Source organism: Oceanivirga salmonicida, from assembly GCF_001517915.1.
Classification (GTDB): Bacteria; Fusobacteriota; Fusobacteriia; order Fusobacteriales; family Leptotrichiaceae; genus Oceanivirga; species Oceanivirga salmonicida.
Genome location: NZ_LOQI01000004.1, coordinates 34,686 through 50,520, shown reverse-complemented (window position 1 = coordinate 50,520; position 15,835 = coordinate 34,686). Strand labels below are relative to the sequence as shown.

The window sequence follows — 15,835 nt, the reverse complement described above, 5'->3', positions numbered from 1 at the left end:
GCTGTATACTTTACAGTACCGCCAATATCAAGGGGGTTAGTAAAATGAAAAAACTACTTTCAAAAAATTTAAATAATAATATTCAAATTATAGACATAAGGGATGAAGAATATTATATAGGTTGGAAAAATAGTTTTGGTATAAGTGGTCATATACCAAATGCTATAGATTTTCCTATTGCTTGGTTAGATTTTGATAAAGATAAACTTAATTTAGAGTTAAAAAGAAAAAATATAGATAAAAATAAAAAAACTGTTATATATTCTGATGAATCAATAACAAAAGAAGAATATAATAAATATATAAATCTTGGTTTTACAGATTTATATATATTAAATGATGGTATTAAAAGTTATGTAAAAATAAATAAAAATCTAAATAAACTTAAAAACTACGATATGTATGTATCTCCGCGTTGGGTACAAGCCCTATTAGATGATAAAAATCCTGAAAAATATAACGGAAAAACATTTAAAATTATTGAAGTATCTCTTCCAAATGAAGTAAATGAATATTCATCTGGACATATAAAAACTGCACTTAATGTATCATCAGATGATATAAATGATAATCCAGGTGAATTAAATTTAGATTTATACTCAAATATAGATAGTTCTATAGCTGATAAATTTTGGCAAATACCAGATAATAATAAAATAAAAGAAGTTTTAGAAAATCTAGGTATTGATAAAGATACACTTGTAATTTTATATGGCACTGAAAAAGCAACGATAGCATGTTTTAGAGCCGCATTTATTATGGAATATGTAGGAGTAAAAAATATAAAAGTTATAAATGGCGGAAAAAAATTATGGAAACTTGAAAATAGAAAACTAGAAACTAAAATTAATATATCATCTAAATCTAATTTCGGAACTATAGAAAATAAAAATTCTATTCTTATAACTTATGATGAAGAATTAAAATTAATAAATGATGAAAATTCCGTTATAGCTTCTGTAAGAAGTATTCCAGAATATATGGGGAAAACAACAGGTTATAGTTATATAGATAAACTAGGCGATATTAAAAACTCTAGATTTGCTCATTCAGGTTCTAATCCATATGCCATGGAAGATTACAGAAATATAGATAATACATTATTCAACTATGAAATATGTAAGGACAGATGGGAAAAATGGGGAATAACAAAAAATAAAAAAATCTCATTTCATTGTGGTACAGGTTGGAGAGCATCAGAAGCATATTACTTAGCAAAAGCTCTAGGTTATGAAAATATAGGTGTATATGCAGGTGGTTGGTATGAATGGATAAGAAAAGAAAATAGTTTAATAAAAAAATCAGGTATACCAAATGATTCACCAAATTTATAAATAATAAAATAAGTGTTTATAATATTTTTCTTGATTTCGTATACTCTATATTATAAAATGTTACTAGGGTGATTAAATGTTCAATAAGAAAATTTCAAATAAATTAAAAGAAATTATAAAAGAAAAAAACGGAAAAAACTACATAGTTTTAGATTGTGATAATACCATATTGATGAATGATATTCAATTTGCAACTACTCATTATATATTAAAAAATATGTTATTTACTATTAGTATAGATGAATTAAGAAATAAATTACTTCCTAGATTTTCAAGCCAAAAAAGAGAAATAGAAAAATTTATAAATCTATACTCTAAAACTTTTAATAAAGAACTAACAAGTCTTGAAGTGTTAGAATTTCAAGCAAATTATGAATACATGATAAGAATGTTATATATAGAATATAAAGTTGATATTACCTTTATAATGCTGTCTAATAAAGATATAAGTGAAATTTTAGAAATTACAAAAAGAGCAATTTCATATCATAAAGGTTTAAATTTTGATATTGAAGAATTTAAATATAATAATAACAAATCAAATTTTAAAACTGGACTTAGCATTAGTATGGAAATGAAAAGCCTTATAAAATCCATGTATGAAAACAATATTGATATTTATGTAGTTTCAGCATCTGCAACTATAATTGTTGAAGAAGTATTAAAACCAATTAGTAAATATATTACTAAAATATATGGTATGACTTTAGAAATCGAAAATGATAAATTTACAGGTTTTTTTGATTCAAATGCTATACAGCCTATGGGAAAAGAAAAAGTTAAAACCATAGATAAATATATTTATCCATTATATAATAAAGGTCCTTTAATAGTTGCCGGTGATAGTATGGGGGATGAAGCTATGCTAACTAACTATAAAGACACTAAATTATCACTTTTAATAGATAGAAATAGAACTGATGATTTTAAAAAATTAATAGATAAAGAAAATGATAGATATATGGTACAAAGAGTAGATGAATATCAAGGAATATTCATTGAAGGAGATAAAAGTTTAACAATATAAAAAGGAGAATTAAACATGAAATATAAACTAATATTATTAGATTTAGATGATACTATTCTAGATTTCAAAGCATCACACCCTAAATGTATGAAAAAACTTTTTAATTTTTTAAACATTGAATTTAAAAATGAATATTTAGAAATATATAATAAAATTAATAGAAGTTATTGGAAAAAATTTGAAAATGGAGAAATTACTAAACAATATCTATTAAACAATAGATTTAAAGATTTCTTTGAAACTATTGGCATTAAAATAGATATAGATGCAAATAAAGTGTACTTAGACTATTTAGCCAAAGCAGATGATATTATAGAAGACACAATACAAGTACTTGAAAAAATATATAAGAAAATAAAAATCGTTGTCGCAACAAATGGTATAAAATATGTTCAAGAATCAAGAGTTTTAGTAACTAAATTAAATAAATATTTTGATTTAGTTGTAACCTCAGAAGAGGCAACTCATGGAAAACCAGATGCTAATTTTTTTGATTTTTGCTTAAAAAATTATTCTCATATTAACAAAAATGAGATATTAATGATTGGTGATTCTTTAAGGACAGATATTATTGGAGGAATTAATTATGGAATAGATACTTGTTGGTTTAATCCAAACTCTAATGAAACTGAATTAAAGCCAACATATATAATTAAAGACTTAAAAGAAATATTAGATATTATAAATTAGTAAAAGTGAGCAAAACCTTAAATTGCTCACTTATTTTATTATTTTTATTTCTTCTGCTCTATTCTTATATTTTGCAAAATAAGAATCCTCTCTACTCCAAAATTTAATAATTGAAAAATCTTTATCTTTTAATTTAGTTAAAACATTATTGCACTTAATAAAGTCTTTTTTGAAATCTTTGTTTGATTTAGAATTTAATAAATCTTTTATATTATTTATATTCGTAGAATAAACAATTTCATCTTCAAAATATTTTACTTGAGTAATTGCAATTATATCATTTACATTTTTACTTTTTTTTAATTTCATAATATTTTTATCTAATATTTTTAATTTCTTTATATCGGTATCAAAAATTAATATTACTATCGTTTTTGGTTTTAATGTTCTTAAAAATGTATCTGTTATTTCTTGATTTACAACATTATGAACTTTAATTCTACCTGCAAGTATATATTCATTTTTAATGCTTTCAACTAGTTTTTTTCTGTATCCCCTTCAACTAAATAATACAATAATTTTCTACTTTTCATTTTTAAGTTCCTCTTCTAAAATATATAAATATTCTAAATTAGGCTCAAAATCAAACATTTCATTTTGTAATGCATTTTTAAGTGAAACGTCATTTTTCTTTATATATTTTTCTGGATTAACTACTGAAATTTTATCTCTTTTATTTAAAAATATAAATGAATGAATTGGCAAATCCATATCTAAAATTTCTATATTATGTGTTGTAAAAAATAATTGTGTATTATCGTGTAAAAATTCTATCATTAAACTTAATATTGTTTTTTCAATTTCACTATTTATAAATGAAAATTTCTCATCACAGTAATAAAATCCATTTCTGTTTTCATAAATAGCCGTCAAAATAGAAGCAATATCCATACCACTTTTAGTTCCAGTCGATAAAATAGAACTATCAATAACCTTGCCATTTTGTACGATAACATTATCATTTCTATTTTTAAAACTTATAATATATGTATCTTTAACTTCTTTGCTTTTAATTACTTCTTTAACAGTATTATCTAAAGTTTTTAAAATTTTATTAAATATATTTAAATTAACTGTATCAATAAAATCAAAATCTGGAAAACTAAAATTCCATCCTTCTATTTTTATTTTTTCTATATTATTTAAATAATCAAAATTATCATCTGAAATCTTTTCAAATTTTTTTATACATTTTTCATAAGAATCTGTTTTATTTATTTTAGACTTATAAATTTCTAATTTAACATTTTCTTTATCTATATATTCACAATTAATTCTATACAAATAATTTATATCAAAATTATTTATATAATCTAGTGAAAATTTTAATTTTTTTTGTTTATTATTATGAAATTCCTCTAAAAAAGACAATTCTTTTTTATTAATAAAATTAAAAATTTTCATTATAGACTTTCCTAATGTTGATTTTCCAGTAGCATTAGACCCCATTAATATATTTACCTTTTTATATCTAAAATTAGGTTTATCAACCAAAAATTCATTTCTAATTGTATTATTTACTATTTTTTTAGGGTATGAAAAATTTAATTTAAAATCATTAAATGAATATATATTATCTAATTCAATATTCATGATTATCATAATACCACTACCTCTCTATTAGTTCTACTTTTCAGAACTAATTATACCATTTATTTTAGAAATTTGCAAATTTCAAGATTACATTAAATATATTTACTACCTTCTCTTATACTAAGTTTAGACATTTTATCTTTATATTTTTCTATAAAATTTCTCACACATTCTAGATTTATTTTTTCATTATTCCACCTTTAATCTCGTAAGTCTTAGTGCATTAAGTAATACCGATATTGAACTCATTACCATAAATAGTGAAGCTAACATAGGACTTAATTCTATTCCTAATATACCTGTTGCTATTACTATACCTACCATATTATAAATAAATCCAAAGAATAAATTTTCTTTTATATTTTTCATAGTATATTTACTTATTTTTATAAGTTTATGTATATCATTCAGATCATTTTTAAGTAATATCACATCAGAGGCTGATAGAGCGATATCAGAACCTTTACCCACAGCAATACCTATATTAGCGGATTTCAGAGCCACAGCATCATTTATACCGTCTCCTACCATGGCTACATAGTTGTCCTTAGTACTTATTTTTTCAATTTCCTGACTTTTCTCATAAGGTAACACTTCTGCTTTAACATTTTCTATACCTAATTTATTAGCAATATAGTTTGCTGTTCTTACATTATCACCTGTTAACATATAAGGTTTAATATTTTTTTCTTTTAAAGAACTTATAAATTCAATACTACTTTTTCTAACATCATCTATTAAGCAAATATAACCTACAACTTTATCTTCTTTTGCTACATATATGTATGTTTTACCTTGAGAAGTAAAATGTTCATAATCTTTTTCGTAATTAGATATATCTATTCTTTTTCTAAGCATCAATGCTTTGTTCCCAATATTATATGGTTTAGAAAACACACCTAAACCTTGAAAATTTCTAACACTTAATTCAATATTTTTAGGCTTATATTCTTTTTCTAAGTATTTTACTATTGCATTAGATAATGGATGATGAACATATTTTTCTATATTGTATACATATTCTATATCTTCTTCACTAAGATTTATATCTACTACTTTGGGTTTACCCTTAGTTAAAGTCCCTGTTTTATCCATTACTATATCACTTATTTTATATGCTTTTTCCAAAGCCTTACCATCTTTTATTAATATATTTTGTTTTGCTAATAAAGATACTCCTATACTAATTGAAGCAGGAGTCGCAAGTCCTATTGAACAAGGGCAAGATATTAATAAAACTGACATAAAATTATTTAATGCCCTTGCCATATCTTTGGTTACTATATACCAAATTATACCGGTAAATATTGCTATTACTATTACAACGGGTATAACATAACTTGCTATTTTATCTGCTATTCTTGAAATATTAGGCTTTATTTCTTGTGTCATTTCCATTATATTGGCTATTTTAGAAATTACAGTATCGTCTCCTATTTCTGTAACTTTTACATTTATTTGCCCTTCAACTACTATACTTGAACCTATTACTTTGTTTGTTACATTTTTAGATATATATGCACTTTCTCCTGTTATACTATTTTCATCTACACTAGCATAACCTTTTATAACTTCACCATCAGAAGCTATAATTTCTCCTTCTTTAACTACTAATATATCCCCTACTTTAAGATTTTCTATATTTATTGATTTTAAATTACTATCTTCTAATATATTACAAGTTTTGGGTAATAAGTTACTAATTTTTTCAACTAAGCCCCTACTTTTAATTTTTAATTTATGTTCTATTAATTTACCTAAACTTATGGTAAATAATATTACAGTTATCCCAGAAAAATATACCTTATCTAAATTAAATATACTATATATATAACCTGATATTGAACCTATAAATATTAAAGAATTCATATTAAATGATAAATTTATTGTATTTCTAAATCCATCTAATAAAAGTTGGTAACAAAGTATCATTGAAATACTTGCTAAAACCCACTTTGCATAAACAGGTATAGGACTCATACTAAATATTGCAATTAACAAAAGTACAATAATTTTTAGAAATCCTTGTTCTTTTTCTATTTCTTTATTATCTTTAAATTCACTTATAGGGTAACCTATACTATTCATAATTTCTTTAATTTTATCTTCATTATCCGTATAAATAACTAATTTTTCAGAAAGTAAATTAACCTTAGAATTATAGCCTTTTTCTTCTAAAGTTTTTTCTATTTTATTTACACAAGAACTACAAGTCATATTGCTTACTTTGTATACTTTTTTATTCATTTTCTTTCTCCTGTTTAATTTTATTTATCAATTTCATTTATTACATCTATTATAACATTAATAACATTTTCAAAACTTATTCCTTCTGCATAACTATTATTTTTCAAATATAAATTCCACCTATCAATAAATAATTGATTTTTCGAAATTTCTATAATTAATTTTTTTATCTTAAATATATCATATTCACTTTCTCTAAATTTAAAAGTATTTTCACACGCCTTTCTTAATATTTTCATATCAATATCTTTTTTCCTAGTTTTATATAATATATATATATATCATAAAAATCTTTACTTCTTGTATTAAAAATATTTTTTTTATAAATTGTTTCTATTTTTTCTGCAATCATAGTTTCAATTGTATATGCTTTGATATTTATTTCTTTATCCAAAAAAATAGTTTTATAATTATAACTTATAGGATTAGGTGTAACTACATCCCCTATTGCTATATCCAAAGGTATAACTTGTCTAATATTTTCAAGCTTACATAAAATTTTTACTCTATACCCACTATATCTATCTAGTTCTTTTATTTCTTCAATACTTATAATTTTATATGTTATTTCATCATTATTTTTATATAAAACTGTTTCAAGAATTCCTAGTACATTTTCTCTTGTAAATTCTATTCCATATAAAAGAAAATCTATATCAGATGTTGTTCTTGAAGTTATTCCAACAAAATTAGATAAAACAAAACCACCCTTAAATATAAAATTCATACCATAAATACTTTTTGATATTTTCTCTAAAATTTTTTCCAAAAAATAATGTGCTATTATTGAATTAAAAGATAAATTTGTTTTTTCTTTTATTTTATGACAAGTATTTATCAATTTCACCTTATTCATAATATATCTCCATAACTTCTTTTAAAATTCCCATTTTACTTGCAATTTCATATAATAACTCTAAATTTTTATTTTTATAATTTATATATTTTCTTATAATTTTAGCATAAATTTCTATATCAATATTATTTTTATTTTTTATAAAATCACATATTATTCTTTCAAAGCAATATGTTCTTACTTTGTTCCCAAACATTGTTTCAACTTCTATTACTCCTAATTTAAATAAACTTTTTTTAACATATTTTATATTCACATTAGGCATTATTTCATTAAATTTATAACCACTTTCTACTGTAACATCTATGTTTTGTATAATTTTATCAGACAAACCTAAAAGATAAAGTGCTGTATAATATGAAAATATAGTTTTTTTATATCTTAATTGAAAAAAATATAACTCATCAAAATCCGCATTTTCAGTAACATATATTCCTTGCGATATTTTTTTTAATATATTATCTCTAACTAATCTTGTTAAATATACACTAGGAATTTCATTTAATACACAATATTTGCTAGTTATTATTCCCCCAGATTTTTCAAGATAATTTATTATTTTTTCTTTATATTTCATAAAAACTTTCCTTTCTTAGTTCTTTTCACACTTATATTATAACTCTAAATACGTGTAAAAGCAACATAAAATAGAAAATAATAAAGACCATAATAAAATTACAGTCTTATCACTCATCTCTATATATAATTAGTAAAGTCAAATCATCTTCTAATAGGTAAGTTGATAAACTTTCTTTTATATTTTCTATATTTCTACCATTTTTTAAAAATTCTTCTTTCAATTTATCTATACCATACATTTCATTATCTTTTTCTGCTTCTGTTATACCATCAGTATATAATAAAAGGACAGCATCTTTTTCAAATTCTATTTCTTTTTGCTCAAAAACTACCATATCAGGAAACATTTTTTTAGAAAATAACCCTAATACTTGACCATCTGTTTCTAATTCTTTAACTTTATTTTTAGATAAATACAATGCTGGTTCTTGGGCTGCCTTAGAATATTTCATTACATTATTTTTTGTATCAATAATCATATAAAACATACTAACAAACTTTCCTTTTGGAAATATATTAATGACTTTTTCATTAAGATTTTCTAAAAATTTACTTGTATTAGCATATTGTTTTATCTCATTTCTAATGAATACTTTTAACATAGATGATAATAATGATGATGGTATACCATGACCTGATATATCTGCAAACACTACTGCTATTTCATTTTCATTTAATTCTACCACATCACAAAAATCTCCACCTATACCTTGTGATGGTTCAAATATATATGAAATATTATAACCATTAAACTTTATATTATTTTCAGGCAAAAAACTTTGTTGTATATCTTTAGCTAAACTTATTTCATTTTCAATATTTTCATATAGTTTTCTAATTTTAGCATTTAACTCAATATTTTCAAATTTTAAGTTAGAGGCGTTGGCTAATTTTTTTACTATTGCCAAAAGTTCCTCTTGATTTATAGGCTTTTCAATTATACTATCAATACCTAAATTAACCATTTTAAGTGCTGATTCTCTTGATTCAGAACTTATTAAAAGTATTACCACAGTATCAGGATTTTGTTTTTTTATTTTTTCTATTTCTATAAGTTTTTCTTTTTTATATGTATCATAATCAATTATATAAATATCTTTCATTCTACAATCATGATTTTTATTTAAAAAATTAGATTCTTTTCTTTCTTTTGTCAAAAAACCATTTTCCGAAAATATATTTTTAAGTAAATTTCTAGTAGAGTCATTATTAATATATAATTTTACTTGAAAATTAAAATATATACTAGTATTTTTATACTCTTCATAATCTTTAAAAAATCTAAAGTATTTTTTTAAATCTCCATTTATTTCATTCTTAGATAAAAAAACTATATCTTTATTTTTAGATTTACAAAGTCTATATATTTTTAAAAGATAATTTAAAAATATTACAGGTAATTTTGTATCTCCAAGGTCTAGTATTATTGTATCATTATCTCTAAGAGTTAATAATATTTGTTTGTATGTTTTTTTTTCATCCACAAATTTTATTATCTTTTCCATTTTTATTTACCTTTTACTAATTCGGCTAATATTCCATTTAAAAATTTATTAGTTTTTGTATCTCCGTATATTTTTGCTATTTCTAATGTTTCATTTATTACTATCTCGTAACCTATATCCTTAATTTCAATTTCATAAAACGACATTTTTAAAAGAGTTCTTTCAACTACTCCTAACCTTTCATAAGTCCAACCACTTAACTTAATTTTAATTAAATCTATTAAGTCATTTTCTTTTTCAATACAATCTTTAATGTATGAAATAAAAAAATCTGTCTTTGATTTATTTAGTTTGTTTTCTTTTAAAAAATTCTCTATTCTTTTGTTATATACATCGTTTTTCATAACTTCATATTCAAATAGTATTTTAAAAATCTCTATTCTTAACGCTCTCTGTTCCATTGTTCTCCCATTCTATTTCTTGTTTACCTTTGTTTTTATTGTTTTTTACTCTTTTATTTTAGCATTTTTAAATTTTTTTTACTACTATTTTATTATACGACTAATCCTATTTTTTATAAAAAAAAAGAACTATAATAGTTCTAAATTATTTTTATTTTTTCAATAACATTTTCCAATCATATGTAAAACCTAATTTATCTATTTCTATATTATGTTCTTTTATTATTTTTTCCATTTCATTTAATACATATCCATTCCAATTTTCATTATCTTTAAAAAAATTTTTAGAAATAAGTATATAATCAAAAATTTTACCACTTCTCAATTTAATTTTTTTAGAACTTTTAGGTATTGAAATACTCACTCCATATAATCTTTGATTATGTGCTACCATATTTCTAAAACGCCTTAGTTTTTCTAACCAATCATAAAAAATATAATCATTTAAATCATATTCTTTAGAAATCATTTTTTTTACATTCGTATTTAGCATTGAATAAAAATATTTTATATTGCCAAATGTAAATAATTCTACACCCACCCAAATAGGCAAATAACCATTATATTTATATTTATGATGTTTTATATATGGCAATTTTTCATTTCTTTTTTTTACTTATTTCAAATTCTTTTATGAATTTACTGTGTTTTTCTTCTATTAAAATTCTTTTATTTTTATATTCTTCATTAGTTTCTTTAATATTTTTTTGTGGCATAAATGTTTCTTTATCTAAATATGAAATATTCCTATATTCATAATTATGAGCAAAATAATATGCTAAATTTGTTTTTATACTTTTTTCAATTATTGATATTATATACATCATTAATTCACTAAACTTACTATCAAATATCATTATATTTTTTATATACTCAAATTCTATTTTTTCATTTCTAAATAAATGTATATAACCTGATATTTGATAATAATTATTATGTTTTAAAAAATCTAATACAAGTTTTTTATTTTTTATTATAATGTTCTTTTCATTAATCAATTTTTCAAGCTGTTTCTCAAACGTTAAAGGGGGTTTTAACATTTTGCTTATATTTTCAATATCACTTACTTCCATAATGTTTCTCCTTTAATGATTATAAAAAAGCGACCACACCCTTTTCCACTATAAACTAAGTGTGATGTGATCTTCATCCTATTAATATTATACACCTTTAAAAAAATTTGTCAAATAGATTTTCTAAATCTTAAAATATTTAATTTTATTATTACTTCTCTTTATTGCAAAAAATATAAATAAAAAAATAGCAACCACATTTAGTAATTACTATTTTTATATTTTATTCTTGTTCTTGTTTTACTTCTTCTCCTATAAATTCTTCCGCCTTAATAGTTTCAACTGCTACTTCTGTATCTATCTTAACAACTTTTAGGTTTATACTATTAGGTTTTAAACCTACCATAGATGTAATATGTTCTTTTAATTCGTTTTTAACAATTTCTAATTTTTCATTTAAATTTTCAGTTTTATAACATTCTATATCTGCATCTATTTTAGGAGTATTGTATGTAGGTACTATTGCGACCTTAACATTTTTAACTATATCTTTTGTTCCTAAAAATGTTTTAGTTATAGATTCCAAAGTTGTAAAGTTTACTTCTATTTTACCTGATGTTGTTTTTACCGTTACTGAGTTTTTCTTACTAAATAGGGTTTCCATATATGAAAATACAAATATTACAAAGTATAATATTAATACAATAATAGCTATTAATTGATATACTTTTTCATCAAATTTAGATGCTATATACCCTAATATTTCTTTAACTGTTTCTGGTGAGATTATTAAATAAACTAATAATGCTCCTGCTACTACTAATAAAGCAGTATGAATAATAAATCTTAATATTTTAAACATTTTCCACTCTCTCTTTCGGTACATTTTCTGTAGTTCTCTTTTCAACTTTTGAAATTACTACATTAATTTCTTTTACACTTAAGCCACTTAATTCTTCTACTTTTTTAGCAATAACTTCTTGTAGATTTTCAGCAACTTCCATAAGTTTAGCACCATATTCTACAGTAATACTTAAATCTATAACACACTCAGTATCACTCATTTCTACTTCCAATTCTTTGTGTTTTTGTCCATCAGATTTAAAAAATCCACTAATTTGATTTTTAGATTCCTTAGCTATACCAATAACATTTGGTATTTCTTTTATAGTTTCTAAAATTATTTGTTTTATCACAGTAGGCGAAACTGTAATATTTCCTAACATTCCCATATTATCAACTCCATTCTATCATATCTTTATATGGTTTAATTTCTATATCTATTCTTTTTTTAGTTCTAGGGTGAATAAAAGACAATTTATATGCATGTAGCATTTGCCTACATTTAAACTCAGAATTAGGATTATATAGTTTATCTCCTATTATAGGGTGCCCTATATGTTTAGTATGTACCCTTATTTGATGTGTTCTCCCTGTATATAGTTCACATTCTATAAGACTAACATTACTTTTTTCAAAATATTTTATAGCCTTTATTTTAGTTTTAGCTTCTTGTCCTTTTTCATCAATTACACGAGCCAATTCATTTTCAACCCTAAATATTTTTTCTTCAACAACTATTTCTTCTTTTTCTAGTTTACCCTCTACTACTGCCAAGTATTTTTTATTAACATCTCCAAAGTTTTGAAGAAAAGATTGTGTATAAGCATTTTTAGCGACTACTATAAGGCCTGTTGTATCCATGTCTAATCTATTGTAAAATCTTGGAACTGTATTTATATGATATACTATCCCATTTGCCAAAGTCATATCTACCTTTTTTAAAGTAGGATGCGTTATTATTCCGTAAGGTTTATTAACAACTAATATATCATCATCTTCAAAAGCTATATCTAAATCCATTTTTATTGGCTCTATATTAGTTCCTTTTTCCTTTTCCAATACTTTTAATATTCCCCTAGAAGGCAATTTTTTAGTAGTTTTTACTTGTTTACCATCTAAAAATACTTTAATACTTCTTAAACTTCTACCTGAATACCCTTGCACTTGTCTTAAATACAAAGATATTTTCATTCTTTGTGTACTTGAATCTAATCTATATACTCTCATTACAATAACTTAGGAACAAATAATATTGCTGAAACAGGCCCAGCATGTGTTCCAACTGTTGCTCCTATTTCTATTGAAGGTCTTATTATTGTTGCCTTTCTATTATTACTAGATATAGTTTTTAAAAGTCTATTAGTAAATTCTAATTGTTTTTCAGTACCACCATAAGCAGAAACTACATACATACTTTGATTTGGGTACTTGTTATATATAGCTTTATCTATATATTTAATTACTGAATTATCTCCACCTAAAACTTTTTTCTCCACACTTAAAGTTCCATCAACCATAGTTATTATAGGTTTTAAATTTAAAAAATCTCCTACTGTTTGGGCTGTTTTAGAAATTCTTCCACCTTCTTGTAAATATTTTAGATTATCTATTGATATATACATAGTAGATTTTTCTCTAAGTTTAATTAAGTGATTTACTATTCTTTCTATACTTTCGCCTTTAATTGCTTTTTTGGCTGCTTCTGTTGTTAAATAAGCCTGTAACATAGATACTGCCTTAGAATCAAATATAGTTATATCGCTTTCCCTTTTTGATATTTCTCTTGCCAATTTTAATACTTGATAAGAACCAGATAACTTACTAGATATAGGTATGGCTAATATTTTTTCATAACCTTTTTTAAATAGTTCTAAATACAGGTTAACCATTTCCTTAGGAGATGGTTGTGCTGTTTTGAATTTTTTACCTTCATTTATAAGCATATTCCAAAATTCTTCTTTTCGTATATTAATTCCATCTTTATACTCTTTATTTTCACAAGTTAATCTAATTGGTATTACTGATATATTTAAATTCTCAGCTATATTATTAGTTAAATCTGACGCAGAATCAGTAATTATAGCAATCTTAGGTAAATTAGGTTTCTTATTTTCTATTAAAATATAGAAATCATAATTTTCATTATTTGTACTTATATATTTTGTTTCTTGCGTAAAATTATATTTTAAACTTTTTATTTTTTTAATTATATTTTCATGTCTATTTAGACCCTCAACTACTGTTAATGCTAAGGTATTGTCATTAATATAGTTTTTTTCAATATATACCAATAAATCATCTATAATCTTGGCAGAATAAACAATTTTTGAATTAACCAATAATAAATAATCTCCTGAACTTATAGATATACCGTCAACATTAGTATCTCTAACTGCTTTCGTTATTTCAATAGAATAATTATATTTATTCATTATATTTTTTTCTTTATGAGAAGTATAAGGATATTTCATATAGAATAATCCTTCTAACATAGTTTTAGTAGGAACTACAATTACTGTTCTATCTACTTTTTCGACTGCTAAATTAGCAGTACTTATTACATTTTTATTATTTGCTAATATATATATATGTTTATTAGTATCTAACACTTTATTTATAGCATTTAATATATCACTAACACTAGGATTTTGACTTTGTCCACCTAATATAACAACATCTGCTCCCATATCTAAAAATTCATCTTTAAGACTTATAGTATCAGATAACACTATATATGCTTCTTTTTTTATAGGATCTATTTTTTTGTTTATAAAAACTTTTGCTAAATCTTTTTCATTTTCAAGAACACCTTCATTTTGAAGTTTCATATTTTCAATCTTAATATTTTTAAGGTCTCCCCTTTTAGCTGCTATTTCTATTACAAGCCCAGGATTATTAGTGTGTATATGAGTTTTAAATTTCTTAGTTGATTTAGCAAATACTGCTGAATCTCCCATTTCTAATAACTCTTTTTTCAATTCTTCAACATCAAAATTCATATTAGTAATTATAAATTCTGTACAATATTTATGTTTAATTTCTCCTAAATTATGGTCTATGTCTAATATAGTTCTATCAAATTCACTTTCAACAACTGATGCATTAGCAAATAATTCTATTTCAGTTAATACTTTTCCTATACCTTCTAAGAAATAAAATAAACCTTTACCACCAGAATCTACTACTCCTGCTTCCTTTAATTTTGGTAATAAATCAGGAGTTGATTCTACTGCTTCATCTGCCGCTTTTACCAATTCATTTATAAATTCATTAAAATATTCATAATCTTTTATTTCTTCCGCTTTTTCAGAAACTTTTCTTATAACAGTAAGAATAGTACCTTCAACAGGATCAGTTACTACATTATATGCTAATTCTTTGGCAGATTTAAGTGCCAAAGCAATATCACTAGGTAATAACTTTTTCTTATTTTCCATACCCTTTAAAAAACCATTTATAATTTGTGATAATATAGTTCCAGAATTTCCTCTTGCACCTATTAAAACTGCGTCTTCTATAAGTTCAGTCAAATCTTCCATGCTAGTTTTATCATCACTATTTTCTTCTATTTCTTTAAGCATAGATTGTAGAGTCATACACATGTTAGTTCCTGTATCTCCATCTGGTACTGGGTAAACATTTAACTCATTTAAATATTCTTCGTATTGTTGCACCCATTTAGCACCACCCATTAAAACTCTACGCAACCTTTTTGCATCTATATATTTTATACCCATTGCTCTTTTT

The 15,835-nt window shown here is 23.2% G+C and carries 17 protein-coding genes; 3 read left to right on the top strand and 14 right to left on the bottom strand.

Annotated features, from left to right (window positions below; translation table 11 throughout):
* The first annotated feature begins 44 nt into the window (after positions 1 to 44).
* The 3 genes from AWT72_RS01095 (at position 45) to AWT72_RS01085 (ending at position 3,051) form a co-directional block, all read left to right on the top strand.
* Positions 45 to 1,334: a rhodanese-like domain-containing protein gene (locus AWT72_RS01095; RefSeq protein ID WP_067139504.1), complete on the top strand. Its 1,290-nt coding sequence runs from the start codon at positions 45 to 47 to the stop codon at positions 1,332 to 1,334.
* Between the two features lie 76 nt (positions 1,335 to 1,410).
* Positions 1,411 to 2,361: an HAD-IB family phosphatase gene (locus AWT72_RS01090; RefSeq protein ID WP_067139501.1), complete on the top strand. Its 951-nt coding sequence runs from the start codon at positions 1,411 to 1,413 to the stop codon at positions 2,359 to 2,361.
* Between the two features lie 15 nt (positions 2,362 to 2,376).
* The gene (locus AWT72_RS01085) at positions 2,377 to 3,051 is read left to right on the top strand and encodes a YjjG family noncanonical pyrimidine nucleotidase (RefSeq protein WP_067139497.1); all 675 of its coding nucleotides are present in this window, start codon (positions 2,377 to 2,379) and stop codon (positions 3,049 to 3,051) included.
* 30 nt (positions 3,052 to 3,081) lie between these two features.
* On the opposite strand, the gene AWT72_RS01080 is transcribed toward AWT72_RS01085, so the two are convergent.
* The 14 genes from AWT72_RS01080 to AWT72_RS01020 all read right to left on the bottom strand — a co-directional run bounded on the left by AWT72_RS01080 (position 3,082) and on the right by AWT72_RS01020 (position 15,825).
* Positions 3,082 to 3,360 (bottom strand): hypothetical protein, encoded by a 279-nt coding sequence (locus AWT72_RS01080; protein WP_067139494.1) that lies wholly within the window; start codon positions 3,358 to 3,360, stop codon positions 3,082 to 3,084.
* 213 nt (positions 3,361 to 3,573) lie between these two features.
* Positions 3,574 to 4,653 (bottom strand): AAA family ATPase, encoded by a 1,080-nt coding sequence (locus AWT72_RS01075; protein ID WP_067139491.1) that lies wholly within the window; start codon positions 4,651 to 4,653, stop codon positions 3,574 to 3,576.
* Positions 4,654 to 4,833: 180 nt separating this feature from the next.
* On the bottom strand, positions 4,834 to 6,891 hold the full coding sequence (locus AWT72_RS01070; RefSeq protein ID WP_067139488.1) for a heavy metal translocating P-type ATPase: 2,058 nt from the start codon (positions 6,889 to 6,891) through the stop codon (positions 4,834 to 4,836).
* 20 nt (positions 6,892 to 6,911) lie between these two features.
* Entirely contained in the window at positions 6,912 to 7,130 is a 219-nt protein-coding gene (locus AWT72_RS09585; RefSeq protein WP_197407579.1) for a hypothetical protein, read from the bottom strand.
* Positions 7,127 to 7,747 carry a nucleotidyl transferase AbiEii/AbiGii toxin family protein gene (locus AWT72_RS01065; RefSeq protein ID WP_197407578.1) on the bottom strand — a complete coding sequence of 207 codons (621 nt, stop codon included), beginning with the start codon at positions 7,745 to 7,747 and terminating at the stop codon, positions 7,127 to 7,129. The genes AWT72_RS09585 and AWT72_RS01065 overlap by 4 nt, the downstream gene beginning before the upstream one ends.
* Complete coding sequence (locus AWT72_RS01060) at positions 7,740 to 8,324, bottom strand: type IV toxin-antitoxin system AbiEi family antitoxin domain-containing protein (protein WP_067139485.1); 585 nt, start codon at positions 8,322 to 8,324, stop codon at positions 7,740 to 7,742. Before AWT72_RS01060 ends, AWT72_RS01065 begins: the two co-directional genes overlap by 8 nt.
* A gap of 109 nt (positions 8,325 to 8,433) precedes the next feature.
* Positions 8,434 to 9,831 carry a SpoIIE family protein phosphatase gene (locus tag AWT72_RS01055; RefSeq protein WP_067139482.1) on the bottom strand — a complete coding sequence of 466 codons (1,398 nt, stop codon included), beginning with the start codon at positions 9,829 to 9,831 and terminating at the stop codon, positions 8,434 to 8,436.
* Positions 9,832 to 9,833: 2 nt separating this feature from the next.
* On the bottom strand, positions 9,834 to 10,232 hold the full coding sequence (nusB, locus tag AWT72_RS01050; protein WP_067139479.1) for a transcription antitermination factor NusB: 399 nt from the start codon (positions 10,230 to 10,232) through the stop codon (positions 9,834 to 9,836).
* Between the two features lie 151 nt (positions 10,233 to 10,383).
* Positions 10,384 to 10,827 carry an Abi family protein gene (locus tag AWT72_RS10050; protein ID WP_067139476.1) on the bottom strand — a complete coding sequence of 148 codons (444 nt, stop codon included), beginning with the start codon at positions 10,825 to 10,827 and terminating at the stop codon, positions 10,384 to 10,386.
* 4 nt (positions 10,828 to 10,831) lie between these two features.
* A complete protein-coding gene (locus AWT72_RS10045) occupies positions 10,832 to 11,305 on the bottom strand; it encodes an Abi family protein (RefSeq protein WP_067139473.1) in 474 nt (157 codons plus the stop codon).
* A 223-nt stretch (positions 11,306 to 11,528) separates the two neighbouring features.
* Positions 11,529 to 12,107, bottom strand: coding sequence for an alkaline shock response membrane anchor protein AmaP (gene amaP, locus AWT72_RS01035; protein WP_067139470.1), 579 nt, complete (start codon positions 12,105 to 12,107; stop codon positions 11,529 to 11,531).
* Positions 12,100 to 12,477: an Asp23/Gls24 family envelope stress response protein gene (locus AWT72_RS01030; RefSeq protein WP_067139467.1), complete on the bottom strand. Its 378-nt coding sequence runs from the start codon at positions 12,475 to 12,477 to the stop codon at positions 12,100 to 12,102. The genes amaP and AWT72_RS01030 overlap by 8 nt, the downstream gene beginning before the upstream one ends.
* A 4-nt stretch (positions 12,478 to 12,481) precedes the next feature.
* A complete protein-coding gene (locus AWT72_RS01025) occupies positions 12,482 to 13,315 on the bottom strand; it encodes an RluA family pseudouridine synthase (RefSeq protein ID WP_067139463.1) in 834 nt (277 codons plus the stop codon).
* Entirely contained in the window at positions 13,315 to 15,825 is a 2,511-nt protein-coding gene (locus tag AWT72_RS01020) for a DegV family EDD domain-containing protein (protein ID WP_067139459.1), read from the bottom strand. The genes AWT72_RS01025 and AWT72_RS01020 overlap by 1 nt, the downstream gene beginning before the upstream one ends.
* Positions 15,826 to 15,835: the final 10 nt, after the last annotated feature.

Bases quoted from the DNA above. Each gene is read 5' to 3' on its own strand.
- AWT72_RS01020 (WP_067139459.1), bottom strand. From the start codon at position 15,825: ATGGGTATAAAATATATAGATGCAAAAAGGTTGCGTAGAGTTTTAATG.
- AWT72_RS01095 (WP_067139504.1), top strand. From the start codon at position 45: ATGAAAAAACTACTTTCAAAAAATTTAAATAATAATATTCAAATTATA.
- AWT72_RS01025 (WP_067139463.1), bottom strand. From the start codon at position 13,315: ATGAGAGTATATAGATTAGATTCAAGTACACAAAGAATGAAAATATCT.
- AWT72_RS01055 (WP_067139482.1), bottom strand. From the start codon at position 9,831: ATGGAAAAGATAATAAAATTTGTGGATGAAAAAAAAACATACAAACAA.
- AWT72_RS01080 (WP_067139494.1), bottom strand. From the start codon at position 3,360: ATGAAATTAAAAAAAAGTAAAAATGTAAATGATATAATTGCAATTACT.
- AWT72_RS01070 (WP_067139488.1), bottom strand. From the start codon at position 6,891: ATGAATAAAAAAGTATACAAAGTAAGCAATATGACTTGTAGTTCTTGT.
- amaP (WP_067139470.1), bottom strand. From the start codon at position 12,107: ATGTTTAAAATATTAAGATTTATTATTCATACTGCTTTATTAGTAGTA.
- AWT72_RS01060 (WP_067139485.1), bottom strand. From the start codon at position 8,324: ATGAAATATAAAGAAAAAATAATAAATTATCTTGAAAAATCTGGGGGA.
- nusB (WP_067139479.1), bottom strand. From the start codon at position 10,232: ATGGAACAGAGAGCGTTAAGAATAGAGATTTTTAAAATACTATTTGAA.
- AWT72_RS10045 (WP_067139473.1), bottom strand. From the start codon at position 11,305: ATGGAAGTAAGTGATATTGAAAATATAAGCAAAATGTTAAAACCCCCT.
- AWT72_RS09585 (WP_197407579.1), bottom strand. From the start codon at position 7,130: ATGAAAATATTAAGAAAGGCGTGTGAAAATACTTTTAAATTTAGAGAA.
- AWT72_RS01085 (WP_067139497.1), top strand. From the start codon at position 2,377: ATGAAATATAAACTAATATTATTAGATTTAGATGATACTATTCTAGAT.
- AWT72_RS01075 (WP_067139491.1), bottom strand. From the start codon at position 4,653: ATGATAATCATGAATATTGAATTAGATAATATATATTCATTTAATGAT.
- AWT72_RS01090 (WP_067139501.1), top strand. From the start codon at position 1,411: ATGTTCAATAAGAAAATTTCAAATAAATTAAAAGAAATTATAAAAGAA.
- AWT72_RS01065 (WP_197407578.1), bottom strand. From the start codon at position 7,747: ATGAATAAGGTGAAATTGATAAATACTTGTCATAAAATAAAAGAAAAA.
- AWT72_RS01030 (WP_067139467.1), bottom strand. From the start codon at position 12,477: ATGGGAATGTTAGGAAATATTACAGTTTCGCCTACTGTGATAAAACAA.